This is a genomic window from Actinoplanes sp. TFC3 (genome assembly GCF_001553785.1).
GTDB lineage: Bacteria > Actinomycetota > Actinomycetes > Mycobacteriales > Micromonosporaceae > Actinoplanes.
In genome coordinates, this window is record NZ_LOJP01000001.1 from 4,490,878 (window position 1) to 4,512,899 (window position 22,022).

Below are 22,022 nucleotides of genomic sequence, written 5' to 3' on the forward strand. Positions count from 1 at the left end.
CATGTCGATCGACTTCGAGACCGAGACCGGCGGCCCGTCGCCGAGTGACCTGGCTGCGATCGAGGCCGAGTGGCCCCGGATCGAGGCCGACCTCGCCGAGCTGGACGCCGAGATCGAGGCCCTGTACGCCGCGGACCGAGGCCCGGACGAGCTGGACTGGCGGCGCAAGGGCCGCAGCGAGGCCCGGCTCACCCGCACCGCCTCCCGTCCGACACGACCGGGTACCGGGCTGCGGCCCGCGGCCTGATGTCGCGGATCCGCGCCGCGTTCTGGGATCCCGATGGCACCCAGCACGGCATACCCACGTTCTGGTGGAAAGGCGCCCCGGCCGGCTACGCCACTCGCCGTCAACTGCGCAAACAGGGTCTCTGCCCGGGTGGCCATGAGCCTGCCGCGCAGATCCTGTGGGCCGGCGTCGGCGGCACACGCGTGGCGTACCTGTACCGGCTCGACCTGGCCCGCCCGAAGCGCACCGCGACCCCGGCCGTCCGTACGGCCCTGGACGCGTCGATACGCGCCCGCCGGACTTGCTCGACCTGCCGCCACGTGCGGCCTTACTGCATCCCGCGCTCGCTCGGCGAGTGCCTGACCTGCCACGACGGAGGCAACTCATGATCGAGAACGCTGGCCCGGCCGACCTGATCGAGCGGTGCCTGGCCAACTTCACCACCGGTATCCACATCGCCGACAACCTCACCCTCAACCACGAGGCCGAGCGCCTCGAATCCCTGCCGACCTCGGCCGCGGTCACCCGAATGCGGGCGATCGTCGCGGCTGAGCAGGACATCCGTCGCCCCGAGCTTGGCGCGACGCGTCGAAGCGCGCCGGCACGACACGACGCGTCGCCTAGGCCGGCGAACACGACGCCTGACCTCGGTAGGGCTGCCGCGTGAGCGCCGCGACCCTTGCTCCGCCGGTAGAGCACGTTGACGTCGACCCGGTCCACGCCGCGGCGCTGGCTGAGTTGACCTCGATCGCCGACCAGGTCCGCTACGCCTGCGAGAACTTGAGCGAGGCGAACACCGACACGGTGCGGCGCTGGCTGGCCGGATACGGCATCGAGACCAAACGTCCGTACGTATCGACTCTGCTCAGCGGCCACCGGCGCCGCCGCGGCCTCGACGACATCACCGAGACCGACCCCACCGGGCCGGCCGATCCCGAGGCCGTCGAGACGCCCGAGCCCGACCCGGCGCCGCGTCTCGACAACGACCCCGAGGGCGTCTCGACGGCCGCCGAGCCCGTCGAGACGCCGCCCCCGGCCGCGGAGATGGAGTCCGCCCTCCTGGTGGCCGATCCGAAGCTCGTGGCCGAGCCCGTCTCGACGGCCGAGCCGCCGCCCGTGGCCCCCGTCGAGACGCCCGCCGAACCGGGCTCGGAACCCGCACCGACCATCCCCACCCGGCCGATCCGCACCGGCGCCGCCGTGGCGCTGGCGCTGAGCGGCGGCCTGGCCGGCGGCGTGGCCCTTGCCGCATCCCGCGGCCTGCTCTACCCGTTCGCCTGGCCTTGGCCGATCGCCCTGGCCGCGGTAGTCGCCGCGCTGGTGACGGTCGGTGTGCTGGTCTGGTCGGCCGCTTCGGTGGTGGCCGCGCTGGTCGCCGGGCGTACCGGGCGTGATCTGGCGCTCGACGTTGCGTCGTGGACGGTGGCCGGGGTTGCCGGCTACCTGGCCGCGTACGGGCAGGTCAAGTTCGCCGAGTGGGCCGGTGTCACCGACGCCACCAAGTACCTGGTCCCGGGCATCCTGGAGCCGTCCGTGGTGGTTCTGCTGCTGCTGGCCAACCGCCGGGTGCGTCGCCGCCGGGCCGGGCTGCCGGCCAAGCCGGTCGGCAAGATTCTCGCCCTGGCCGCTGTGCTCGGCGGGTTCGCCGTCTACACCAACGTCGTGCACGCGGGCGGCCGGACCGGGCTGGTGTTCGGCGCTGCGACTGTGGTCGGCCTGATCCTCTGGTGGGTCAAGCTCCAGGACGACGCGGCGCCCGACGACTGGGACGACCAGCCTCGCTCGGCGCGGCTGTCGCGGCGCACGTCGCGGTACCGGCTGCTGCGCTGGCTGATCCTGCCCGGCCAGACCCGCCGGGCCTGGCTGATCAGCCTCGATCATTCCATCGCGGACGCCGAGGTCGGCCTCGACCTGGCCCGCCGCTGGCGCCGCGCCTACGACGAGTCCCGCCGGATCAAGCACAGCCGCCGGGACGCCCGCCGCGCAGCGACGGCCTCGATCGACGAGTACCTGCACTGATGGCCAGCGATGACGCCCACCGCCGGGTCTGGCAACTGCGGAACCTAGCGGTCGTCGAGACCCTGATCCGTAATCACGATCTGCCCACTATGGGGTGGACCGTCGGCGCATACGGGGTCACCGGCGGGCCGCACTACGCGGCCAACGACGCCGAACGCCGCGCCGCGATCGAGCGCTGGGCTGACGTGCTCGGGGCCACGTGGTTGGCGCCGCACGTCGACGCGGGCGTGACCACGCTGCGGGCCAGCACGAAGGACTTCCAGGGCGTGGCGATCATGCTGCGCGCGGTGCTCTTCAACAGCGATTCCGCAGACCAGTAGCGCCGTACGACGGCGACCGTGGGGACCGACCCGGGCAACCAGGTCGGTCCTGCGCGGTGACCGCCAGAACGGCGGCACGGGCGGCCCCCTCCGCCTGGACAGCTATCAGGGGCCACCCGCCACTCCTGCACAAGGAGCGACCACATCATGGCATCCAACGCCACCTCGAACCCCTCCGGCAGCACGCAGAACGCCGCAGGCCGCGTCATCGCCGACGGCCGCCCGGTCCACGACACCCACCGCGGGCACCTGATGCCCGCCGGCCACGACGCGGCCAGCGCGCCCCAGCACGGCGCGGCCCGCAGCGGCCAGGCCGGACACCAGCGCCGTGGCTAGGTCCGCCGCCGCGCCCGCGCACCCGGCAGACCCGACAACAGCGCGGCTGTTGGCCACGGTCGATTCCGAGTCGCGGCCCTACACCGATCCCCGCGCCGGCTACGACCGTGCCCGCGACGCCCAGCAGGCGCGCACCGCGGGCGCGTTCCGTCGCGGTCGCCGCTGACCGCCACCGTGCGGAACCCGTTGTCCCGTAACGGGTTCCGCGCGGTGGCTGCCAGCCCTGACAGTCGCACCCCGAGCACCCGAAGGAGGCCACCCATCGTGGCCGGAGACACCACCATCACCGTCGTCGGGAACCTCACCGACGACCCCGAACTGCGCTTCACCCCGTCCGGCGCCGCCGTCGCGAAGTTCCGGGTCGCGTCGACCCCGCGCTACCTCGACAAGACGTCGGGGGAGTGGAAGGACGGCGACCCGCTGTTCCTGCCCTGCAACATCTGGCGCGATGCCGCCGAGAACGTCGATGAGTCACTCAAGCGCGGCATGCGGGTCATCGTGACCGGCCGGCTGCGGCAGCGCTCCTACGAGACCAGGGAGGGCGAGAAGCGCACCGTCTACGAGCTGGAGGTCGACGAGATCGGCCCCTCGCTGCGGTACGCCACCGCCACGGTCAAGAAGATCACCCGCACCGCTGAGCCCGGGGCCGCGCCGAACCGGCCGGCGGCGCCGCGGGGCGGCTCCATGGAGGACCCGTGGTCCGTGCCCGCCAAGGCGACCGCATCCGTTGGCACCGTGGCGGACGACGAACCCCCGTTCTAGATCCACCGGCCTCGGGCCGGTCGTCACGCCTGCGGCCGGCCTCGCCCGAGCACCTGTCCGAACCCCGTTGATCGGAGACACCGCTCGTGAGCAAGCGCCACCAACTCACCGCCGCGCAGTGGCGGATCATCAGCTACCTCTACCACCCCGACCAGCTCGCCCGGCGCACAGCGCCGAGCCTAGCTGTGGTCATCGACAAGCAGGCCGTGGACCGCGGCGACGTCGTCGAGGTCGTCGAGCGCGGCCTCGTGCAGGCCCGCGTTGGCGGCGAGGAGTGCGCCCACGCGCTGCTCAAGAAGCTGCCCGACCGGGCGATCCGCCTGCGGCTGAGCAAATCCGGGACCTACCACGCCGGCACCGACCCGCAGCACGCCGTCATGAGCGCGCTGCGCAGCACGACACCGGGCCAGTTCACGCTCTGGGACCTGATGTACCGCCTGGAGCACGTCCCGCACTGCCCGAAGCCGGCCCCCGGGATGATCCCGCCGCGGATCACCTTCGGCGAGCTGGCCGAGATGGCCGAGCGGTTCCTGTTCGACACGTTCCTAGTCGACGACGACATCCCGGTCACCATCCGCGAGGTGCAGACCATCCCCGGCCTGGCCTACGCCAAGCAGACCAAGACCGGCGCCTCGTACGTCGCCTACCTGTGATCCGACCGTCCGGAAAGGACACCTGACTGTGCGACCGGCCACCCACTGGCGCGTCCTTGACCGCCTGTACCTGTACAAGCTGCACACCGTCCGCCCGTACCTGACGGCCGTCTCCAAGGAGCAGGACGTCTGGTACGACCAGTTCATCGACCTGGAGAACTCCGGGCTGATCGACGCGCAGATCGGCGACCGTGACGTCGAGCTGAGCAAGGTCATCAAGTTCGGTCACGGACGCGTGAGCCAGGCCATCCTCAAGAAGATCCGGGTCCACCTGACCGCCCGTGGCCTGAGCGTCGTGCTCGACGACCCGGGCAACCAGATCCGCTACACCCTCAGCCAGCACGGCAAATCGCTCGGCCTCGACCGGCTGTTCGTCGACAACGACATCGTGTTCGACGACATCGTCCGGACCCAGCGCCTCGGGCACATCACGGTCACGTTCCTCGACGACCCGGAGGAGATCGAGCTGGGGTCCAGCTACCGGCTCGCCGCGTCGCTGTTCGCGGCCGGGCTGACCGCCCGGGGCCGCGAGTACCTGCCCCGCTGAGCCCTCGTGCCGGTGGCCCGGGCCGTGACCGTGGCCGGGCCACCGGCACGAGGCGCGACGCCTCACCCCTGCTCCCGCGTCTGGAGATCGCTGCATGTCCGCACAGACCGAGGTGACGTCGTCGGAACTCGGCGCCGCCATCGCCCATGTCCGTACCGAGCTGTCCCGGGCCGACGCCAAGGCCGGAACCCTGCTCGCCCTCGCCGGCACGGCGCTGACCGTGCTGCTGGCGCTGCTGGCCCGCACCTCCCTGCCGGGCCTCGCGGTCACCGCGGGCTGGCTGACCGCCGCGGTGGTCGCCACGGCGGTGGCTCATCTCGCCCTGGCAATCCGCCCGAGCCTGACCGGCGACCACGGCCTCGTCCGCTACGCCCGCCGCGGCGCCGCCGCGGTGCGCGAGGAACTCGACGCCGTCGACCGTGGCCACTGGGACGCCGTCTGCCGGCAGAAGGACCGCGACCACGAGACCCTGATCGCCCTGTCCCGCTCGGCCGTCACCAAGTACCGGCGGATCCGCACCGCCGTCGATCTGATGCTCGCCGGCCTGGCCGGCATCACCCTGACCGCGGCCCTGGCCGCCCTGCTCTGACCGAAAGGACTGCCTGATGCCGCGTTTGTTCCCCGACCTTGAGATCAAGGACGACGCCGACCTGCTCGACCTGCTCGAAGGCATCCGCAACGTCGGGATCGCCGGGCACGACGAGATCGACGAGCTGGCCGGCCTGATCCGCGCGAAGCTCGAACGCTACGGGCGGCGTAACGGCCTGTCCCGGATGCGCGCGAAGTTCTGGGGCCGGCAGGTCGCCCGGCCGCTGGTCCGCGCCGCGGACGAGATGCTGACGGTGGCTGCGTACGCCCGGGTCTGCCGCAACCGGTTCGAGGCGTTCCTGATCGCCCTCGACGACGAGCAGCCCGGCGCTACGGACTTCAACATCCGGGGCCGTAAGCCCGGGAAGGCCGCCTGATGGCCCGCCAGACCCGCTCCCGAGGCGGGATGGACGCCGCCCGAGGCGCCTCCTACGAGGTCCGCGGCAATCCGCTGCCCTACGTCATCCCGCCGGCCGCCGCGATCGGCAATCTCATCCTCGCCGGTGTCCTGTCGCGGATGTGGGGCGCCTACGCCAACCCCACCGTATGGGAGGCCGCCTGGCGCGCCGGGCTGATCGTGCTGTGCTCCGCGCTGATCGTCTGGTGCACCTGGGGCGTCGGCCGCGCCCGCAAGATCGAGCTACGGGTCGCATCGATGATGATGTCGGCCTGTTCGTGCGGCGGGCTGTTCGTGCTCACCTTCCGGCCGTGGTCGTTCGACGCCGTGATGGTCTACCTGATCGTCATGGTCACCACGTCGCTGCTGCTCGCAGTGACCAAGCTGCTGCGCGGCGACGGCACCGACGCCCGCGCCAACGTGTTCGGCGAACTCGGCGACCGAGTGCGCGAGTTGCAGGACATCGGCAAGACCGGCAAGCCGAAGATGATCGACGGCCGGATCGTCACCCACACCGAGATGGTCCACGGCGGCAACTTCGGCGATCTCCAGAAAAAGGAGGTCCGCACCGCCATCGCCTCCGCCCTCGACGTGCCGGTCGGCGGGGTGCGGATGGTCGCCAACCGCGACACCCCGCGGGTCGGGCGGATGGAGGTCGCCCCGGTGGACATGCTGGAGAACCCTCCGGTTTGGCCGGGCCTGTCCGCCCCGGGCGGGTCGATCGCCGAGCCGATCCGGTTCGCGGTCTACCAGACCGGCTCGATCGTGCCGCTGATCCTGCCGGGCGACCCGAAGGCCGAGCGCAACGCGATCGGCGTGATGGTCCTGCTCGGTGCGTCCGGGTCCGGCAAGACCGCGTTGCAGCTCGAACTGGCCTGCGAGGCCCGTTCACGGGTCGATGCCGAGGTCGTCTACATCGACGGCCGCAAGGGCCTGCAACTGCCGAAGGCGTTTCGCGACGCCATGCACGTCATGATCCACGACCAGGCCGAAGGCGAGCGCTACCTCGACGCCATGATCGCCGAGGTCGCTCGCCGGGCCGCGCAGATCGGCGGCCACGGCCACGACCAGTGGATCGCCGGATGCTTGAAGTGCCCGAAGTTCCGGGTCGTGATCGTGGACGAAGCGTCCAAGTTCATCGAGAGCGAGGACACCATGGTCGAGCTGGCCGAGTCGGTCCGCTCCGTCGGGATCTACGTGCTGCTCGGCCAGCAGCGCGCTACAGGTGACCGGCTGCCCACCTCGGTGCGCTCCACCATCGGCGGCGTGATCGTCATGGGCGTAGCCAACGTCGGCGAGGCTGCCCGGGTGCTGTCCGAGGAGACCATCGAGGCCGGCGCCGACCCGTCGTGGAAGAACCGCAAGCCCGGTGCGCTGTACGCCGAGCTGCCCGGCACCGACCCCGAGGACTGGTCGCTTCCCGGCCGTACCTTCAAGATCGACCGGGACGAGCTGGTCGCCGAGCTGATCGCCTACCTCGCGGCAATCGGCGAGGCACCGGACGGCACCACCGTTGCCACCCCGGCGCCGGCCGCCGTACGGCAGCCCGCGGCGGCCTCCACCGGTGAGGTCACGCCGGGCGAGGACGAGCGCGACGACCCCGACGCCGACAAGGACGCCGAGTGCGCGCCCCCGGCGCGTGACCCGGACTGCCCGCCAGACGAGGGCGGCGACCCGTACGAGCCGATCACCATCCCGAGCCGGACCCGGATCCCGCTGGATCTGGAACCGGAGGGCGGCCGGCAATACAGCCCGTCCGAGGTCCGAGCGATGGTCCGGCGAATGATCCTGTCCGCCGCCGAGCAGGGGCACCGCACCTGCCGGCACTCGCAGTTCGCCCCGCTGGTCGGGGTCGTCGGCGAGACCGGGCTCAAGCCGCCCACCCTGAGCAAGATCCTCAAGGAGTTCTGCCAGGGACCGGACCCGCTACTCTCGCGCACCGGCGACAAGGGCGTCTACGACATCCTCGTCCCCGGTCCGGCCCCCGAGCCCGCGCTGGCCGGGGCCGTCGCGTGACCGCCCTGACCGGGCTCGGCGCCCGGGTCCGGCAGGCCGCCGCCTGGCGACCCGCGCTGCACACCTCGCGGGTCGTGGCGATCCGGTGCCCGTACTGCCGCGTACACCGCAAGCCGCGCCACTTCCGGCCCGGTGGCCGCGGCTGCCGGCGCTGCGTCGGCGGCTGACCGCAACCCTCCACACGCGCCCGCACCCGTCACGATGTGTCACGGGCGCGGGCGCGTACTTCACGCACTTCACGGACTTCACGCGCTTTACGCGGACGCCCGTCAGGTGCGTCTATGCGTGCGCGTGCGCGCGCACAAGCCTCCGTGAAGTCCGTGAAGTGAAATCCGTGAAATCCCCGGACCCTCCACAGAAAGTGACCTCACGCCATGTCATGGTTCCGACTCGCCCGCCGCGGCGCGGCCTACGAATTCGGTCGCCGCCTATGGCGCTGGTTCGCCGCCTTCGAAATCATCCGCTGGTTCGCCGCCCGAGTCTTGCCCATCCTGCTCATCCTCGCCGCCGTCGCCGTGGCGGCCTGGTTCGCCGTCCGTACCGCCGCCTGGTGGCTGCCCCGGCTGACCCTGCTCGCCGTCCTCGCCGTCGTCCTGACCGGCGCCGCGTGGCTGGCCCGCCGCTACCGCTGGGAGCTACGCGCCAGCCTGCCCCGCACCGCCGTCGCGGCCGGCGTCCTGGCCCTGGCCGGGGTCCTCGGCACGCTCGTCTACTGGCTGCGCTGAGCGGAGGCAAGTCATGGAGCAGGCCCTCATCGCTGACCTTCAAGCCGCCGGGTGGCGCATGGTGCCCCTGGCCGTGCACGACGCGCTGTGCCGGATCCGGGTGGCCACCCTCCAAGAGGGCGGCCCGTTCCCGGGACTCCTGCACTGCGCGTTCTGCGGCTTCTTCTACGCCCGGCCGCGCTGCGGTGACCGCGTCCCGGCCGGGGTGGAGGCGGCATCGTGACCCGCCACATCGGTCCGGGCAGGCCCCGTGCGCTGGATCTGTACTGCTGCCAGGGCGGCGCCTCGGCCGGGCTGGCTGCGGCCGGGTACGACGTCACCGGCGTCGACAAGGACCCGCAACCGCGCTACCCGTTCCGGTTCGTGCAGGCCGACGCCCTGGCCTACCTGCGGCAGCTCATCACCACCGGCGAGATTCACGAGTACGTGCTGGTCACGGCGTCGCCGCCGTGCCAGCGCCGGACCAAGTGCCAGAAAATCCGCGGCCGGGAACACCCGGCACTGATCGCTCCCACCCGGGCGCTGTTGCAGGCCACCGGGCTGCCGTACGTGATCGAGAACGTGCCGCCCGAGGGCGAGGACGACGACCCGCTGATCAACCCGGTCGAGCTGTGCGGCGCCATGTTCCCCGGCCTGCACACCTACCGGCACCGGCACTTCGAGAGCAACCTGCCGCTCGCCGTTCCGGTCCACCCGGTCCATGAGAAGCCCACCGTCAAGATGGGCCGCCCGGTCGAGCCGGGCCAGTGGTACCACGCGGTCGGCAACTTCTCCGGCGTCGGCTACATCCGCGACGACCTGGGCGTGCCATGGATGAATCGCGACGGGCTACGCGAGTGCATCCCGCCCGTCTTCGCCGAGTACATCGGCCGGCAGCTCTGGGACCGGGTGACCCGCTACTCGGGCCGGGCGGCGCTGCGGACGGCGGCATGATGGCCGGGGCCGAGGTGCTGGCCCTATTCGAGCTGCCCGAGCCCGAGCCGGAGCGCCCGCCGGAAGACGCGATCGTCGCCGAGCTACGCGATCCTGGCCCGGTCAACGACGCCGTGGCCGGGCCGATGGGCTGGCTGGTCGGCCTGCTCGCCCCGACAGTTCCCCCGGCGTGCGTGCGGTGCGGCGCCGAACACGTATATCGGACACCGGCCAGGTTCGTGCTGACCTGTCCTGCCTGCTTCCTGGACGAGGTAGCAGCGTGAACACCGTCTACCACCGCGAGGTTCATAGAAAGATGTCACACCCACGCGCCACAGTGGAGGGCCAGTGGGCAGACGGTAGCGGGGGTAGATATGTCACGGGTCGTCACCGCAGAAGAGGTGGTACAGCACTTCGTACGGTCGCGCGAATTTCGCCATCGCCTTGACTGGTGGATGGACGACCCACATCGCACCGCCGTGGTAACAGCCGTCATGGCGCATAAAAGCCGCGTCGTCACCACCGCCACGCTAGACGACATGAATCAGGTGTGCAGAACCACGAAACATGCTCTTGGTCAACTGAAGAAGTCAGAGACCAAGAAAGTCACTTACATACAGGACTGGACTACGGCCTTCGCCGGCGCGCACGTCTTTCACTTCATAACGGAGCACGACGGAGCTGTGCCGACATGGCAGCGATTCCGCAAGCAGTGCGCTGCTGAGCCCTTCCGTCACATGCTCTGGGAACCTGCCCAGCAAGCGATCGACAGCTGCATCAAGGAAACCGGCATCAGTAAGGAACGAGCCCGCGACGCAATGCAATGGCGCATCGGGAATATGTCCTACTCGTTCCTCCGGGAGCAATGGGCTCACGCCTACCTACGGCATCGTGGTGTTGAGATCCTCCAGCACCCGTTGGCCGATGCCCTGTTCGGCGTCGACGGCTGGGTCGATAACACAGTCATTAGCTTCTTCATCGGCAATCGAACTTTCCGGTCAGCCAGTGGCGGACGGAAGAACCCCGCGGCGACTTATTTAGGCGCGGCTCAGCCGGCGTTCTCCTACATCAACATTGAGCTACCGGCGGCGCGCAAGTTCGGAGTCGTCATGCTGCCGACCGCGGAGCAACTGGATCGGTACGTCAAGCGGATCTAGCCGATTAGGACGGGATGGCGGCGGGGCCTGCTTAAACCGGCCCCGCCGCCATGCGTGCGGTGCGGCACCGAGCACATCTAACGGGCGCCGGCCGGTTCGTGCTGGCTTGCTCCACCTACTTCCTCAGCGAGGTGACAGCATGAGGTCCACCTATCAGCGCGAGGTGTGCGGGCGGCCGGTGCGGGTTGTGGCCGATCCGGACCCGGACGAGTTCGCCCGGTTCGCCGCCTCGGAGACGTTGTTCGGTCTAGATGTGGAGACCACGCCGATCGACGAGGGCGGCCCGAGGTTTTTCGGCCCATCCTTCGGGGTGCGGCTCGTGCAGGTCGCCACCGCCGATGAGGCGATGGTGCTGCGGGCCGCTGACCCGGCACAGCGGCGGATGATCGAGGGTCTGCTCGGCGATCCGCGGTGCCGGTTCGTCTCGCACACGAACTTCGACGTCCTCGCCGTGTGGGCCGCCTTCGGTATCGCGCTCGGCCTCCGCGCGATCGACTCCCACGTGCTGGCCTGTTTGCTCGAACCGGGCGTGACCGCCGATCACGGGCTCAAGTCGCTGACCGAGCGGCACCTCGACGACGGCCTCAAACGCGCCGAAGACGACCTGTACGCCCTGTTCCGCGCGCTCGCCCCGGTCGGGCAGCGCGTCGGCGGCCGGCCGACGCTCTACGGCTGGTCGCACGTCCCGATCGACGCCGAACCGTACGTCGTCTACGCCGGCCTCGACGCGATCTACGTGCGGCGCATGCTCGACGTGCTACTCGGGCAGCTCGGCGACCTCGGGTATCTACCCGCGGTCGAGCTGTGGCTGGCCGCGCAGACCACGGCGTTGCAGATCCGCGGGATCCGGCTCGATCTCGACTACACCCACGCGCTGCGCGAGGAGTTCGAGCAGGCCAACTCAGCGGCCCGCGCCGAGCTTGAGGCGCTGATGGGGTGCAAGGCGACCAGCCCGAAACGCCTGGACTGGCTCACCGAACGGGGCGTGGAGTTCCGGCACTTCACCGACGCCGGCCGGCCGTCGCTGTCCAGCAAAGACGCCCTACCGGACCTGCTCGCCCGCTACCCGGGCGGGGACGTCGGCCGGATGCTCACGCTGACTACGCGGATGGCCGAGACGGGGAACTTCGCCACGAACCTGGCCCGGTTCCCCGGCTTCGCCGACGCCGCCGGCCGGGTGCACCCGGACTACCGCACCCTCGCGGCGCACACCGGTCGCATGTCGGTGAAGTGGCCAGCCATGCAGACGTTCAAGAAGGACGACCCGCGGCTACGGGGCTGTTTCGTGGCCGAGCCGGGCATGGTGCTGGTTGGCTGCGACTTCAAGGCCGTCGAAGTCCGCGTCGCCGCCGCGCTGGCCAACGAGCCCCGGCTGATCGAGGTCATCCGAGCCGGGACCGACATCCACGACAACACCGCCCGGCTGATGTTCGGCCCCGGGTGGACGAAAGCCCAGCGCACGCTCGGCAAGCGGGCCACGTTCGGCACGATCTACGGCGGCGGCGCCCCGGGCCTGGCCAAACAGACCGGAGTGTCCGTCGAGACGGCCCGCGACGTCGTGCAGCGGTTCAAGCGGGCCTACCCACGCATCACCGCTTTCGGCGCGGCGATGGCCGAGCGTGACCCGGTGCGCAACGCCGCCCGGCGGCGAATCCCGGCCGACCCGGCGCGCACGTACGCGAACAGCAACTACGCGATCCAGTCGACCGCCCGGGACCTGCTCGTCGAGTCGCTGTACCGGCTGTGTGCGCTCGACGGGTGGCATCCGTACCTGTGGGCGATCATCCACGACGAGATCGTCCTGCAAGTGCCCGCCGAGCTGGCCGAGGATGCCCGGCGCGCGCTGCTCGCGGCGATGACGACCTCTTTCCGCGGCGTGCCAATCGAGGCTGACCCCGAGATCATCGGCCCGCGCTGGGGCGGACAGGTCGCCGACGTTGTTCCTCTTCCGACCAGCAGCAACCGGCTTGCGGCTGCCGCCTGATCAACCCGGCAATCGATCTCTGAAAGGTCTGGTTCATGAGCCACGCAAACGACGAGAAGACGATCGAGCAGATGACCGCCGAGATCCGCGCGGTCAACATCGAGAAGGGCTGGCGGGCGGCCGACGGCGGCCTCGGGCTCGGCAACAACACCTTCGGCGACTACCTCGCGCTGCTGCACAGCGAGCTGTCCGAGGCGCTGGAGGCGTACCGCGACCACCGGCTCGCCGACGCCACCGGTAAGCGCAAGGAGATCTGGACGCACGCGACAATGTGCGAGGCGCCAATCTTCCAGGGCTACCGGCCGGCCAAGCCCGAGGGGGTCGGGAGCGAGTTCGCTGACGTACTGATCCGGCTGTTCGACACCTGCGACGTCATCGACGTCCGGCCGTTCGAGCCTGACCTGGCCCTGGCCGACGTCGCACCGGTCAAAGTCCGGCACCTGCACTCATTCGGCGACTGGATCGCCTGGCTACACCGGCTGGTCGCGAACCTCGGCGAGATCGGACTGGGTCCGGACCCCGCCGACGCCGCGTATCTGCTGCGTGCCCTGGTCACGGCCGCGGAGCACTTCGGCATCGACCTGACCGCCGAGTACGAACGCAAGATCGCCTACAACCGGACCCGGCCCTATCAGCACGGCGGCCGTACCCTGGCCGACCGCTGAGCCCGTGACCGCCGACGAACTGCGCAGCGAGCTGGCCGAGATCCTGCCCAAGTCGCAGCACAGAAAGATCGACGCCATTGTCGCCCTGATCGAACCTGAGCCCTGGTCGATTCAGGCCGTGGACGTGGCCATGTCTTACGTCGGGATCGAGACCGTCGAGGCATACGGGCTGGTCATCAAGCTCGACGCGAACGGCGACGCCGCAAGCGTCGAGTTCCCCTACGGCGCCGACATCGCCGCCTGATCACCGCACACCGGTGGCGTCGCATCGAGCTGCATGCGACGCCACCGGACCGTGTCCACACGTGCGAGAAGGACGGCGTTCCGCCGCCTGAAACCCTTTCTCAGAACCGGAAGGACCCGTGCCGTGACCGACGCCGGCCCGCTGCTGTCCGCCGCGCTCGCCCTCGCCGACGAGGGCCTGCCCGTCTTCCTGCTCGGCCGCACCAAACGCCCCGTAGCCAACTGCCCGACCTGCCCCACCGACGACCCCGGCCACGACCGGGCCACATGCGGGCACCTGACCTGCCACGGCTTCTACGCCGCCACCGCCGACCCCGACCGGATCCGTGCCATGCACGAGATCGTGCGCGGCGGGCTGCTGGCAATCCGCACCGGCGCCGCATCCGGTCTGGCAGTGATCGACATCGACCCACGCAACGGCGGCGCGCTGGTGCCCGAGCTGATGCCGCCGACCCGCTGCGTGGCCACCGGTGACGGCGGCTGGCACCTGTACTACCGCTACCCGGGCGGCCCGCTGGCCAAGAACCTCGACCACCGCGGACACCCGGGCGTCGACGTCAAGGCCGACGGCGGGTACGTCGTCGCCCCGCCCTCGATCCACCCGAGCACCCGACGCCCGTATCGGCTGGTCGGGGACCGGGCGGCGATTGAGATGAGCCCGCCGCTGATCGCCGCGTGCCGGCCTCCCGAGGCGCCGCCGGCCGTGAGCCGCCCGGCCACCCTGACCCCGGTCACCAGCGGCGGGCTCATCTCAGACCCCGCCGCCCTACTTGCCGCACATCTGCGTGCCGTTAACCGTGCTCCGACCGGCCGCCGCCGGGTCACCCTCTACGGCGCCGCCCGCGGGGTGGCCCGCATGGTCGCCGCTGGCGCGATCAGCGAGGCCGACGCGTACGCCGCGCTCTACGCCGCCGGCCAGCGCGCCGAACAGTCCCACTACAACATCACCACCGCGATCACCGGCGGATTCCGCGCCGAGGCGGTACCGATCGAAGGGGTAGCCGCATGACCGAACCCGACCCGACCACCGACGGAGCGGCCGTCCTCGACCGTGTCCACCAGACCATCACCAAATACGTGATCATGCCCAACCCTGAGACCATCGACGCCGCGGTTCTATGGATCGCTGCCACCCACGTCCAGGACTCGTGGACCCACGCGCCCCGCCTCGTGATCAAGGCACCCGAAAAGCGCTGCGGGAAGTCCCGGTTCCTCGACGTCGTGGGCGGCACTTGCCACCAGCCGTTGATGACCGTCAACGCCTCCACCGCGGCGATCTTCCGCTCGATCACCGAGACCAACCCGCCCACAATCCTGCTGGACGAGGCTGACACGATCTTCGGCGGCAAGCAGGCCGAGGCCAACGAGGACCTTCGCGGCCTGCTCAACGCCGGTCACCAGCGCGGCCGGCCGACGATCCGGTGGAACCACCAGAGCCGCGAGCTGGAGAGGATCCCCACCTTCGCGATGGCAGCCCTGGCCGGGATCGGCTCCATGCCCGACACCATCGAAGACCGCGCCGTGATCGTGAAGATGCGCCGCCGGACCGCCTCTGAGAAGGTCGCCCCGTTCCGCTCCAAGCGCGACGGCCCGGCCTTGCGACAACTCGCCTCCGACCTCGCTTCCTGGCTGCGGCCGAACCTGACCGAGCTGGAGAACGCCGAGCCCGAGATGCCGCTCGAAGACCGGGCCGCCGACACGTGGGAGCCGCTGATCGCGGTCGCCGATCTGGCCGGCGGGAACTGGCCCGAACGCGCCCGCCGCGCCGCTCAGGCCCTCACCGCCGCCCGCGAGGGCGACGCCGAATATTCCGACCGGCTCCGACTGCTGATCGACTGCCGCAACGTGTTCGCCAGCTTCGACGCGATGCCCTCCACCGTGCTGCTGGCCCGGCTGAAGGAGCTGCCCGAGTCACCGTGGGCCGACTACAACAGCGGCGCCGGACTGACCCCGATGAAACTCGGCGTGCTGCTCAAGGAGTACGACATCGCCTCGGAGAACGTCACCTTCGAGCCGCCCACCGGCAGGGTCAAAGGCTTCCACCGGACCGTTTTCGAGGACGCCTGGCGGCGCTACTGCCCGCCCGACGAGAAGCCCGCCCCCGAGCCCTACAAGCCGTACAAGCCGTACGCGGACCCGCAAAACCCCAGCTCAGACAATGTACGGCTTTTCCAGACGCGTACGGCTTAAGCCGTACACCGGCCGCCGCCAGCCCGGCGCGTACGGCTTAGCCGTACGGGATCTCCACAAGCCGTACGCAGGCTGAGCTGCGAAAACGGAGATCGCGTACGGCTTGTACGGCTTGACCCCTCCACCAGCACCCCGGCAAGCCGTACGCGCCACAAGCCGTACGCGATCTCCGTAGGGCCACGTTTCCGCAGTTCATCGGCACTATTCAGGCTGCCCGTCCGGACGGCTAAGCCGTACCGGGCGGCGCGCGTACGGCTTAGCCGTACGCGGCCCCTGCAAGCCGTACGCAGGCTGAGCTGCGAAAACGGAGATCGCGTACGGCTTGTACGGCTTGACCCCTCTACCAGCACCCGTGCAAGCCGTACGGGCAGGCCGACAACCGGCCCGCTGAGAGACGCACTGCCGCATCGACGTATCCAACCACCCAGAGCAAGGCCAGATCTTGGCTGTACGGCGCTGACAGCGGGCCCATCCAGATGCCCGCTAAGACGGCCTCACTGCCCCACCCGACCGAGATACCCCATGCGCAGAACGGGCGCGAGGGCCGTTCTGCGCGGCCCAGACCGCTCTCCACGGAGGCACCTACCTATGCGACTCAGACTGCTGGACGGTGTCGAGGCGACTGCCCCGACCGATACTGAACTGATCACTACGGAAGAGTTGGCGAAGATGCTCCGAGTCGACCCGTCGAGCATCCGACGGTGGCGCACTGCTCGACCGGTCCAAGGACCGCCGTTCATTCAACTGTCCGAGCGCGCGATCATGTACTCGATCGAGGACGTGCGCGCGTGGCTGGCTAGCCGTCGAGTCACCCCGGAGGCAGCGTGACCAGCACAGCGCAGCACCTACCCCTCAGCGTTTCAGTCAAGTCTGATGTGGAGTACCGCAACGGGCGGCCCAAGCCCTACAAGGCTCGCGTGCGCTGGACCGACCCCGCGACCGGCAACCGGCAATCCAAGTCGCACTCGACGGAGACACCCGAACAGGCTCAAGAGTGGATCGAGGGCATGATCCGCGCGGCCAACGGCGGGATCAACCCGGCCGCGGCCACGCAGCGACTCGCCGAATACGGCACGGACGTGATGCCGCTAGCCATCCGCGGGTTGGAGCGCAAGACCCTCGATCCGTACATGGCCGGCTGGCGGCTACGAGTCGTGCCGACCCTCGGCCACATCCCCACAGCAATGATCACCAACGGCGTGGTGGACCGGGCCGTCTACTCGTGGATCGAGGACGAGTGCAGCCGCTCCACGGTCAAGAACACCCTTGCCATCCTGGTCAGAGTGCTTGAACAGGCCGTGCGGGACGGCGTCGTAGATCGCAACGTCGCGCGGGTGAAGGGCTGGCAACGCGAGTATCAGCAGGCCGAAGACGAGTTGGATGACCCTCGCTCGCTTGCCCTGCCGAGCTGGGAGGCGCTGACCACCCTCGCGTACGCGCTCACCGCTCGATCGCACGGCCAGTTCACCGGGTGGGGGCACATCGTCACCTTCTCAGCGTGCACCGCGGCCCGGATCGGTGAGGTCTCCGGCGTCCAGGCCAGCGACATCGACCGAGCAACGTGGACGTGGACTGTGAGGAGGCAGACCACACCTGGACCGGGAGGGCTGATCGACAAGGGCACCAAGGGTAAGCGCGCCCGGAAGGTGCCGATCATCGAAGAGATCCGACCGATGGTGATCGAGCGGCTCGACTCGGCGACCGGCCCGTCCGCCCGACTGTTCACCGGCCCGCGGGGCGGCCGGATCAGTACCGCTGTGCTGCGAGACGCCACTCACTGGGATGAGGTGGTCACTGAGCTGGGTTACGAGCACCTGCGACGCCACGACCTGCGGCACACCGGTCTGACTTGGCTGGCCGATGCCGGCGTTCACGTGCACGTCCTGCGGAAGATCGCCGGGCACGGTTCGCTGACCACCACTCAGCGGTACCTGCATCCGGATCAGCGCTCGATCAGCGAGGCCGGCGACGCGCTCAGCGCCCACTTGCGTGCCCCGCGCTCTCCCGAGGTCCCCCGGCTACGCACTGTCTGACCAGGGCGAACGAGAGTCAAGGCGTCCGCGATGTGTCGCCTGGTCCCTAAACGGTCCCCAAAGCCACACAAGCAAGTAGGAATTTGAGGATCAAGGAAGATACAGAGAAGGCCGTTTACCAGGGACAACACTCTGGTAAACGGCCTTCTTGATCGTCGGGCTGACAGGATTTGAACCTGCGACCCCTTGACCCCCAGTCAAGTGCGCTACCAAGCTGCGCTACAGCCCGATGCCACGCTCCGGTTCCCCAGTGCGCGGCAACACCACAACCTTACCTCAGTCCCTCAACCCGTTTGCACCGGGACACCCCATCAAGAAGGCGTCAGCCGTGAGCCTTCCCCCGCCCGCCCGGTCCCAGCTTCTTGCGGGGCCGGACAGACACCTCGACCGGCGATCCCTCGAATCCGAACTCCTCGCGGAGCTTGCGCTCCACGAACCGCTGGTACCCGGCATCGAACGGCCCCGTGGTGAACAGCACGAAACGAGGCGGCGCCACCCCGGCCTGAGTAGCGAAAAGCACCCGAGGGGCCCGCCCGCCTCGAACCGGGTGCGGCGTGGCCTGGGTCAACGCGGTCAGCCACTGGTTCAGAGCGCCCGTGGGGATGCGCTTTTCCCAGCTGGCCAGGGCGCGCCGGATAGCCGGTGCCAGTTTGTCGACGGCCCGGCCGGTTTTGGCGGAGATGTTGACCCGGATGGCCCACGGGATTCGCTTGAGTTCCCGGTCGATTTCTTTGTCCAGGTAGAAGCGCCGGTCCTCGTCGACCAGGTCCCACTTGTTGAAGGCGATCACCAGCGCCCGGCCAGCCTCGACAACCGAGGTCAATACCCGCTGGTCCTGTTCGCTGATGACTTCGCCGGCGTCGAGGAGGACCACGCCGACCTCGGCGGCCTCGACCGCTCCGGCGGTGCGCAGCGATGCGTAGTACTCGGTGCCGGAGGCTTGGTTGACTCGTTTGCGCAGGCCGGCGGTGTCGACGAATTGGAAGACTTCGCCGCCCATCTCGACCAGGCTGTCGACGGGGTCGACGGTGGTGCCGGCTACCGAGTCGACGACGGCGCGTTCTTCGCGGGCGAGGCGGTTGAGCAGCGAGGACTTGCCGACGTTGGGGCGCCCGACCAGGGCTACGCGGCGGGGGCCGCGTGGGGTGCCTTCGATGATCGGCGGGGCGGGCGGCATGGCGGCGAGGATGGCATCGAGCAGGTCGCCGGAGCCGCGGCCGTGCAGGGCTGAGATGGGGAAGGGCTCGCCGAGGCCGAGGGACCACAGGGAGGTGGTTTCCATCTCGATGTTCTGGTTGTCGGCCTTGTTACCCACGAGGATGACCGGCTTGGAGCTGCGGCGCAGCATCCGGACGGCCTTCTCATCGATATCCGTGGGGCCGACCATGGCGTCGACCACGAAGACGACGACGTCGGCGGTTTGCACGGCGATCTCGGCTTGGGCGGCGATGGCGGCGGCGCGGTCGCGGGCGTCGGGTTCCCAGCCGCCGGTGTCGACCACGGTGAAGCGGCGGCCGTTCCATTGGGCGTCGTAGGGGACGCGGTCGCGGGTTACCCCGGGCTTGTCCTCCACGACAGCTTGGCGGCGGCCGATGATGCGGTTCACCAGCGTTGACTTGCCGACGTTGGGGCGGCCCACCACGGCGACGATGGGCTGGGGGCCCGCCGGTTCGCCGTCGTCGCCGGCCAGGCCGTCGGTGAAGGTTACGTCGTCGAACTCCGAGAGGTCGACGGGGAAGTCAGTCACTTACTCACCTTGCTGTTCAACAGTTTCACCAGCTCGGCGACGACCTCGTCGATGCCCATGCCGGTGGTGTCCAGTTCGACGGCGTCGGAGGCCTGGCGCAGCGGGTCGGCCGCGCGCGAGGAGTCGAGCTTGTCGCGGCGGGCCAGGTCGGCCTCGGTGGCCTGCACCTCCGTGGCGTCTTCGGCGCTGCGGCGCTGGGCGCGGGCGGCGGCGGAGGCGGTCAGGTAGACCTTCAGGTCGGCGTCGGGAGCGACGACGGAGGCGATGTCGCGGCCTTCGACGACGATGCGGGGGGCGCCGGCGATGATGTCCTGCTGGAATTGTACGAGCTGGGCGCGTACCTGCGGGACGGCGGCCACGGCGGACACGGCGGCGGTGACTTCGGGGCCTCGGATGGCCGCGTCGATGTCCACGCCGTTGGCTTCGAAGTGTGGCGCCGCTGGGTTCGTACCGATGGAAAGGTCTGTTTCTTGGGCGATCTTGATGATGGCGTCGGGGTCGGACAGGTCAACGCCGGACTCCAGGACGGCCCAGGTGATCGCCCGGTACATGGCGCCGGTGTCCAGGTAGATGCCGTCGAGCAGGGTGGCAAGCCGGCGGGAAACGGTGGACTTGCCCGATCCCGAGGGACCGTCGACGGCCACTACACACCGCTCGGGCCGCGAAACTTCCTCCACCGTTGCCTCCTATGTCTGCGGGACTGACCTTCCTATTGTGCCCCGCGCCGCAGATCGGGTTACGGCCGCCATCGCCTGGCGCACCGTGATTCCAGTCCCACTCTGCGTGATCAACGCACTGCCCGGGTCAGTCCTCGTCGTCGACAAGTTCGTCGTCCCCGAAGACCTGGTCACTGTCGCCGACGGCCTTGAACAGCGCCGCGATCTCGGCGTTCGACAGATGCCGGAACCCACCGGGGCGCATGTCACCGAGCCGGATCGGACCGACCGCCGTGCGGATCAGCCGCGTCACCGGGTGACCGACCTCGTCCATCATCCGGCGCACGATGTGCTTGCGACCCTCGTGCAGCACGATCTCCACCTGCGCGGTCTTGCCAAGCGCGTCGACCAGCTTGAACGCGTCGACCTTGGCCGGGCCGTCCTCCAGCTCGATACCGCCGAGCAGGCGACGCCCCACCGTGCGCGGCAGCGGACCGAGCACCTCGGCGAGGTAGGTCTTGGAGATGCCGTACGACGGGTGCATCAGCTTGTGAGCCAGCGCACCATCGTTGGTCAGCAGCAGCAGGCCCTCACTGTCGGCGTCGAGCCGGCCGACGTGGAAGATGCGCTGTTCGAACGTACCGAGAAAGTCGGCCAGTTCGTTGCGGCCTTTCTCGTCCTCCATGCTGGAGACGACCCCGCGGGGTTTGTTCATCGCCAGATACACCATTTTGGTGTTCGTGATCACACGCTGGCCGTCGACCAGGATCTCTGCTTTGGCGGGATCCACCTTGTCGCCGAGCTTGGCCACACGGCCGTTGACGGTCACACGCCTGCGAAAGATCAGGTCTTCGCAGGCGCGCCGGGATCCGACTCCGGCAGTCGCGAGGACTTTCTGCAACCGCACGGAGTTGTCCGGATCAGCCTGAGGCATCGAGCACTTCTTCCACGTCGTCGGGCAGGAACGGGGCCAGCGGCGGCAACTGGTTCACCGAGTTGAGGCCGAGCTTCTCGAGGAACAGCGCCGTGGTCCGATACAGGAATGCCCCGGTCTCGCCCTCGGTGCCGCATTCCTCGATGAGGCCGCGCGTGACAAGGGTACGCATCACCCCGTCACAGTTCACACCGCGGATGGCCGAGATCCTCGAACGCGTCACCGGCTGCTTGTAGGCGACCACTGCCAGGGTCTCCAAAGCGGCCTGAGTCAACCGCACCGACTGCCCATCCAGAACAAACCGTTCCACGTACGGCGCAAACTCCGGCCGCGTGTACAACCGCCACCCACCAGCAGCCCGCCGCAGGTCAATGCCACTGCCCGCCGCCGTGTAGCGAGCCGACAAATCCTCCAGGGCCCGCGCCACCCGCTCGGTGGAAACCTCCAGGATCTGCGCGAGCTGCATCTCGGCGACAGGTTCATCAACCACCAGAAGGATGGATTCCAGCGCCGCGCGTAACTCCTGCTCGTCGAGGGGCTTGAGGTCAACCTCTTCATCGGTACGGGGTAAAGCGTCGCCGATCATCGCACCGGTGCCCTTGCGCCGGGCTTGCGCGGGGACGGCCGACACGGGAATGTCCTCGGTGGCCGGGTCGGCGGGAGTCTTGCGGCGGCGTGCCGGTTTGCCGGAGGGCGCAGGCTGGCTTGCCAGATCACCGTCGTGGGTGGCGGGCGCTGCGGCGGCATCGGGATCGGCCGCGACTGCGCCGACGTGGGATGCGAAATCTGCGGCACCTGCAGCGAGTCCGGCGGCGCGGGCGTCGGTGTCGGTGGGGGCGCCGGGGTGGGCGGCCGGGTCTTCCCCGGCGTCGTCGGCGGGGTCGTCGTCGGCGAGCGGTGGGACTTCTTCGG

General features: G+C 69.6%; 29 protein-coding genes and 1 tRNA gene. 25 read left to right on the forward strand and 5 right to left on the reverse strand.

All coding sequences use genetic code 11. The annotated features are described in order from the left end of the window. The first annotated feature begins 1 nt into the window (after position 1). From TFC3_RS20150 to TFC3_RS20265, 25 genes are all read left to right on the forward strand, one after another. A complete protein-coding gene (locus TFC3_RS20150) occupies positions 2 to 247 on the forward strand; it encodes a DUF6284 family protein (RefSeq protein WP_067502195.1) in 246 nt (81 codons plus the stop codon). Beyond that, complete coding sequence (locus TFC3_RS20155) at positions 247 to 615, forward strand: RRQRL motif-containing zinc-binding protein (RefSeq protein ID WP_067502196.1); 369 nt, start codon at positions 247 to 249, stop codon at positions 613 to 615. Before TFC3_RS20150 ends, TFC3_RS20155 begins: the two co-directional genes overlap by 1 nt. After that, positions 612 to 893, forward strand: a complete 282-nt coding sequence (locus TFC3_RS20160; protein WP_067502198.1) for a hypothetical protein — start codon at positions 612 to 614, stop codon at positions 891 to 893. Before TFC3_RS20155 ends, TFC3_RS20160 begins: the two co-directional genes overlap by 4 nt. Next, complete coding sequence (locus TFC3_RS20165; RefSeq protein WP_067502204.1) at positions 890 to 2,245, forward strand: hypothetical protein; 1,356 nt, start codon at positions 890 to 892, stop codon at positions 2,243 to 2,245. The genes TFC3_RS20160 and TFC3_RS20165 overlap by 4 nt, the downstream gene beginning before the upstream one ends. Beyond that, entirely contained in the window at positions 2,245 to 2,565 is a 321-nt protein-coding gene (locus TFC3_RS20170) for a hypothetical protein (RefSeq protein WP_067502206.1), read from the forward strand. Before TFC3_RS20165 ends, TFC3_RS20170 begins: the two co-directional genes overlap by 1 nt. A gap of 147 nt (positions 2,566 to 2,712) precedes the next feature. Further along, positions 2,713 to 2,901, forward strand: coding sequence for a hypothetical protein (locus tag TFC3_RS20175; protein ID WP_067502209.1), 189 nt, complete (start codon positions 2,713 to 2,715; stop codon positions 2,899 to 2,901). Beyond that, a complete protein-coding gene (locus TFC3_RS38155; RefSeq protein ID WP_161952645.1) occupies positions 2,894 to 3,067 on the forward strand; it encodes a hypothetical protein in 174 nt (57 codons plus the stop codon). The genes TFC3_RS20175 and TFC3_RS38155 overlap by 8 nt, the downstream gene beginning before the upstream one ends. A gap of 98 nt (positions 3,068 to 3,165) precedes the next feature. Beyond that, complete coding sequence (locus TFC3_RS20180) at positions 3,166 to 3,663, forward strand: single-stranded DNA-binding protein (RefSeq protein ID WP_067502212.1); 498 nt, start codon at positions 3,166 to 3,168, stop codon at positions 3,661 to 3,663. 86 nt (positions 3,664 to 3,749) lie between these two features. Then, positions 3,750 to 4,316 (forward strand): hypothetical protein, encoded by a 567-nt coding sequence (locus tag TFC3_RS20185; protein ID WP_067502214.1) that lies wholly within the window; start codon positions 3,750 to 3,752, stop codon positions 4,314 to 4,316. A 28-nt stretch (positions 4,317 to 4,344) separates the two neighbouring features. Beyond that, complete coding sequence (locus TFC3_RS20190) at positions 4,345 to 4,863, forward strand: hypothetical protein (RefSeq protein WP_067502216.1); 519 nt, start codon at positions 4,345 to 4,347, stop codon at positions 4,861 to 4,863. 94 nt (positions 4,864 to 4,957) lie between these two features. After that, entirely contained in the window at positions 4,958 to 5,452 is a 495-nt protein-coding gene (locus tag TFC3_RS20195; RefSeq protein WP_067502222.1) for a Pycsar system effector family protein, read from the forward strand. A gap of 16 nt (positions 5,453 to 5,468) precedes the next feature. Beyond that, a complete protein-coding gene (locus TFC3_RS20200) occupies positions 5,469 to 5,828 on the forward strand; it encodes a hypothetical protein (RefSeq protein ID WP_236718225.1) in 360 nt (119 codons plus the stop codon). Further along, positions 5,828 to 7,864, forward strand: coding sequence for an ATP-binding protein (locus TFC3_RS20205; RefSeq protein ID WP_236718226.1), 2,037 nt, complete (start codon positions 5,828 to 5,830; stop codon positions 7,862 to 7,864). Before TFC3_RS20200 ends, TFC3_RS20205 begins: the two co-directional genes overlap by 1 nt. A 374-nt stretch (positions 7,865 to 8,238) precedes the next feature. After that, a complete protein-coding gene (locus tag TFC3_RS20210) occupies positions 8,239 to 8,589 on the forward strand; it encodes a hypothetical protein (RefSeq protein ID WP_067502229.1) in 351 nt (116 codons plus the stop codon). Between the two features lie 13 nt (positions 8,590 to 8,602). Beyond that, positions 8,603 to 8,812, forward strand: a complete 210-nt coding sequence (locus TFC3_RS20215) for a hypothetical protein (RefSeq protein ID WP_067502232.1) — start codon at positions 8,603 to 8,605, stop codon at positions 8,810 to 8,812. After that, positions 8,809 to 9,522, forward strand: a complete 714-nt coding sequence (locus TFC3_RS20220; RefSeq protein ID WP_082772187.1) for a hypothetical protein — start codon at positions 8,809 to 8,811, stop codon at positions 9,520 to 9,522. Before TFC3_RS20215 ends, TFC3_RS20220 begins: the two co-directional genes overlap by 4 nt. Further along, positions 9,519 to 9,785 carry a hypothetical protein gene (locus TFC3_RS20225; RefSeq protein WP_153040316.1) on the forward strand — a complete coding sequence of 89 codons (267 nt, stop codon included), beginning with the start codon at positions 9,519 to 9,521 and terminating at the stop codon, positions 9,783 to 9,785. Before TFC3_RS20220 ends, TFC3_RS20225 begins: the two co-directional genes overlap by 4 nt. Before the next feature lie 90 nt (positions 9,786 to 9,875). Next, complete coding sequence (locus TFC3_RS20230; protein ID WP_067502237.1) at positions 9,876 to 10,658, forward strand: hypothetical protein; 783 nt, start codon at positions 9,876 to 9,878, stop codon at positions 10,656 to 10,658. Between the two features lie 139 nt (positions 10,659 to 10,797). Continuing rightward, a complete protein-coding gene (locus TFC3_RS20235; RefSeq protein WP_082772188.1) occupies positions 10,798 to 12,642 on the forward strand; it encodes a DNA polymerase in 1,845 nt (614 codons plus the stop codon). Between the two features lie 35 nt (positions 12,643 to 12,677). After that, a complete protein-coding gene (locus TFC3_RS20240) occupies positions 12,678 to 13,307 on the forward strand; it encodes a hypothetical protein (protein WP_067502243.1) in 630 nt (209 codons plus the stop codon). A 4-nt stretch (positions 13,308 to 13,311) separates the two neighbouring features. Next, entirely contained in the window at positions 13,312 to 13,551 is a 240-nt protein-coding gene (locus TFC3_RS20245; protein ID WP_067502245.1) for a hypothetical protein, read from the forward strand. A 123-nt stretch (positions 13,552 to 13,674) separates the two neighbouring features. After that, positions 13,675 to 14,559 carry a bifunctional DNA primase/polymerase gene (locus TFC3_RS20250; protein WP_067502248.1) on the forward strand — a complete coding sequence of 295 codons (885 nt, stop codon included), beginning with the start codon at positions 13,675 to 13,677 and terminating at the stop codon, positions 14,557 to 14,559. After that, positions 14,556 to 15,740 carry a DUF3631 domain-containing protein gene (locus tag TFC3_RS20255; protein ID WP_067502251.1) on the forward strand — a complete coding sequence of 395 codons (1,185 nt, stop codon included), beginning with the start codon at positions 14,556 to 14,558 and terminating at the stop codon, positions 15,738 to 15,740. The genes TFC3_RS20250 and TFC3_RS20255 overlap by 4 nt, the downstream gene beginning before the upstream one ends. A gap of 588 nt (positions 15,741 to 16,328) precedes the next feature. Then, positions 16,329 to 16,568 (forward strand): AlpA family transcriptional regulator, encoded by a 240-nt coding sequence (locus tag TFC3_RS20260; protein ID WP_067502254.1) that lies wholly within the window; start codon positions 16,329 to 16,331, stop codon positions 16,566 to 16,568. Between the two features lie 47 nt (positions 16,569 to 16,615). Beyond that, on the forward strand, positions 16,616 to 17,773 hold the full coding sequence (locus TFC3_RS20265) for a tyrosine-type recombinase/integrase (RefSeq protein WP_153040464.1): 1,158 nt from the start codon (positions 16,616 to 16,618) through the stop codon (positions 17,771 to 17,773). Positions 17,774 to 17,928: 155 nt separating this feature from the next. On the opposite strand, the gene TFC3_RS20270 is transcribed toward TFC3_RS20265, so the two are convergent. The 5 genes from TFC3_RS20270 to scpB all read right to left on the reverse strand — a co-directional run. Next, positions 17,929 to 18,002, reverse strand: a tRNA-Pro gene (locus TFC3_RS20270). 93 nt (positions 18,003 to 18,095) lie between these two features. After that, positions 18,096 to 19,463: a ribosome biogenesis GTPase Der gene (gene der, locus TFC3_RS20275; protein ID WP_067507126.1), complete on the reverse strand. Its 1,368-nt coding sequence runs from the start codon at positions 19,461 to 19,463 to the stop codon at positions 18,096 to 18,098. A gap of 53 nt (positions 19,464 to 19,516) precedes the next feature. Continuing rightward, entirely contained in the window at positions 19,517 to 20,197 is a 681-nt protein-coding gene (cmk, locus tag TFC3_RS20280; RefSeq protein WP_067502260.1) for a (d)CMP kinase, read from the reverse strand. A 127-nt stretch (positions 20,198 to 20,324) separates the two neighbouring features. Beyond that, a complete protein-coding gene (locus TFC3_RS20285) occupies positions 20,325 to 21,110 on the reverse strand; it encodes a pseudouridine synthase (protein WP_067502262.1) in 786 nt (261 codons plus the stop codon). Then, the coding region (gene scpB, locus TFC3_RS39485) for an SMC-Scp complex subunit ScpB (RefSeq protein WP_236718227.1) at positions 21,097 to 22,022 on the reverse strand (926 nt) is incomplete at its 5' end. The genes scpB and TFC3_RS20285, both read right to left, overlap by 14 nt.

What these genes read in the sequence shown, in the direction of transcription:
- TFC3_RS20150 (WP_067502195.1), top strand. Translation starts at nt 2, where the DNA reads ATGTCGATCGACTTCGAGACCGAGACCGGCGGCCCGTCGCCGAGTGAC.
- TFC3_RS20155 (WP_067502196.1), top strand. Translation starts at nt 247, where the DNA reads ATGTCGCGGATCCGCGCCGCGTTCTGGGATCCCGATGGCACCCAGCAC.
- TFC3_RS20160 (WP_067502198.1), top strand. Translation starts at nt 612, where the DNA reads ATGATCGAGAACGCTGGCCCGGCCGACCTGATCGAGCGGTGCCTGGCC.
- TFC3_RS20170 (WP_067502206.1), top strand. Translation starts at nt 2,245, where the DNA reads ATGGCCAGCGATGACGCCCACCGCCGGGTCTGGCAACTGCGGAACCTA.
- TFC3_RS20175 (WP_067502209.1), top strand. Translation starts at nt 2,713, where the DNA reads ATGGCATCCAACGCCACCTCGAACCCCTCCGGCAGCACGCAGAACGCC.
- TFC3_RS20195 (WP_067502222.1), top strand. Translation starts at nt 4,958, where the DNA reads ATGTCCGCACAGACCGAGGTGACGTCGTCGGAACTCGGCGCCGCCATC.
- TFC3_RS20200 (WP_236718225.1), top strand. Translation starts at nt 5,469, where the DNA reads ATGCCGCGTTTGTTCCCCGACCTTGAGATCAAGGACGACGCCGACCTG.
- TFC3_RS20205 (WP_236718226.1), top strand. Translation starts at nt 5,828, where the DNA reads ATGGCCCGCCAGACCCGCTCCCGAGGCGGGATGGACGCCGCCCGAGGC.
- TFC3_RS20210 (WP_067502229.1), top strand. Translation starts at nt 8,239, where the DNA reads ATGTCATGGTTCCGACTCGCCCGCCGCGGCGCGGCCTACGAATTCGGT.
- TFC3_RS20215 (WP_067502232.1), top strand. Translation starts at nt 8,603, where the DNA reads ATGGAGCAGGCCCTCATCGCTGACCTTCAAGCCGCCGGGTGGCGCATG.
- TFC3_RS20225 (WP_153040316.1), top strand. Translation starts at nt 9,519, where the DNA reads ATGATGGCCGGGGCCGAGGTGCTGGCCCTATTCGAGCTGCCCGAGCCC.
- TFC3_RS20230 (WP_067502237.1), top strand. Translation starts at nt 9,876, where the DNA reads ATGTCACGGGTCGTCACCGCAGAAGAGGTGGTACAGCACTTCGTACGG.
- TFC3_RS20235 (WP_082772188.1), top strand. Translation starts at nt 10,798, where the DNA reads ATGAGGTCCACCTATCAGCGCGAGGTGTGCGGGCGGCCGGTGCGGGTT.
- TFC3_RS20240 (WP_067502243.1), top strand. Translation starts at nt 12,678, where the DNA reads ATGAGCCACGCAAACGACGAGAAGACGATCGAGCAGATGACCGCCGAG.
- TFC3_RS20255 (WP_067502251.1), top strand. Translation starts at nt 14,556, where the DNA reads ATGACCGAACCCGACCCGACCACCGACGGAGCGGCCGTCCTCGACCGT.
- TFC3_RS20260 (WP_067502254.1), top strand. Translation starts at nt 16,329, where the DNA reads ATGCGACTCAGACTGCTGGACGGTGTCGAGGCGACTGCCCCGACCGAT.
- TFC3_RS20285 (WP_067502262.1), bottom strand. Translation starts at nt 21,110, where the DNA reads ATGCCTCAGGCTGATCCGGACAACTCCGTGCGGTTGCAGAAAGTCCTC.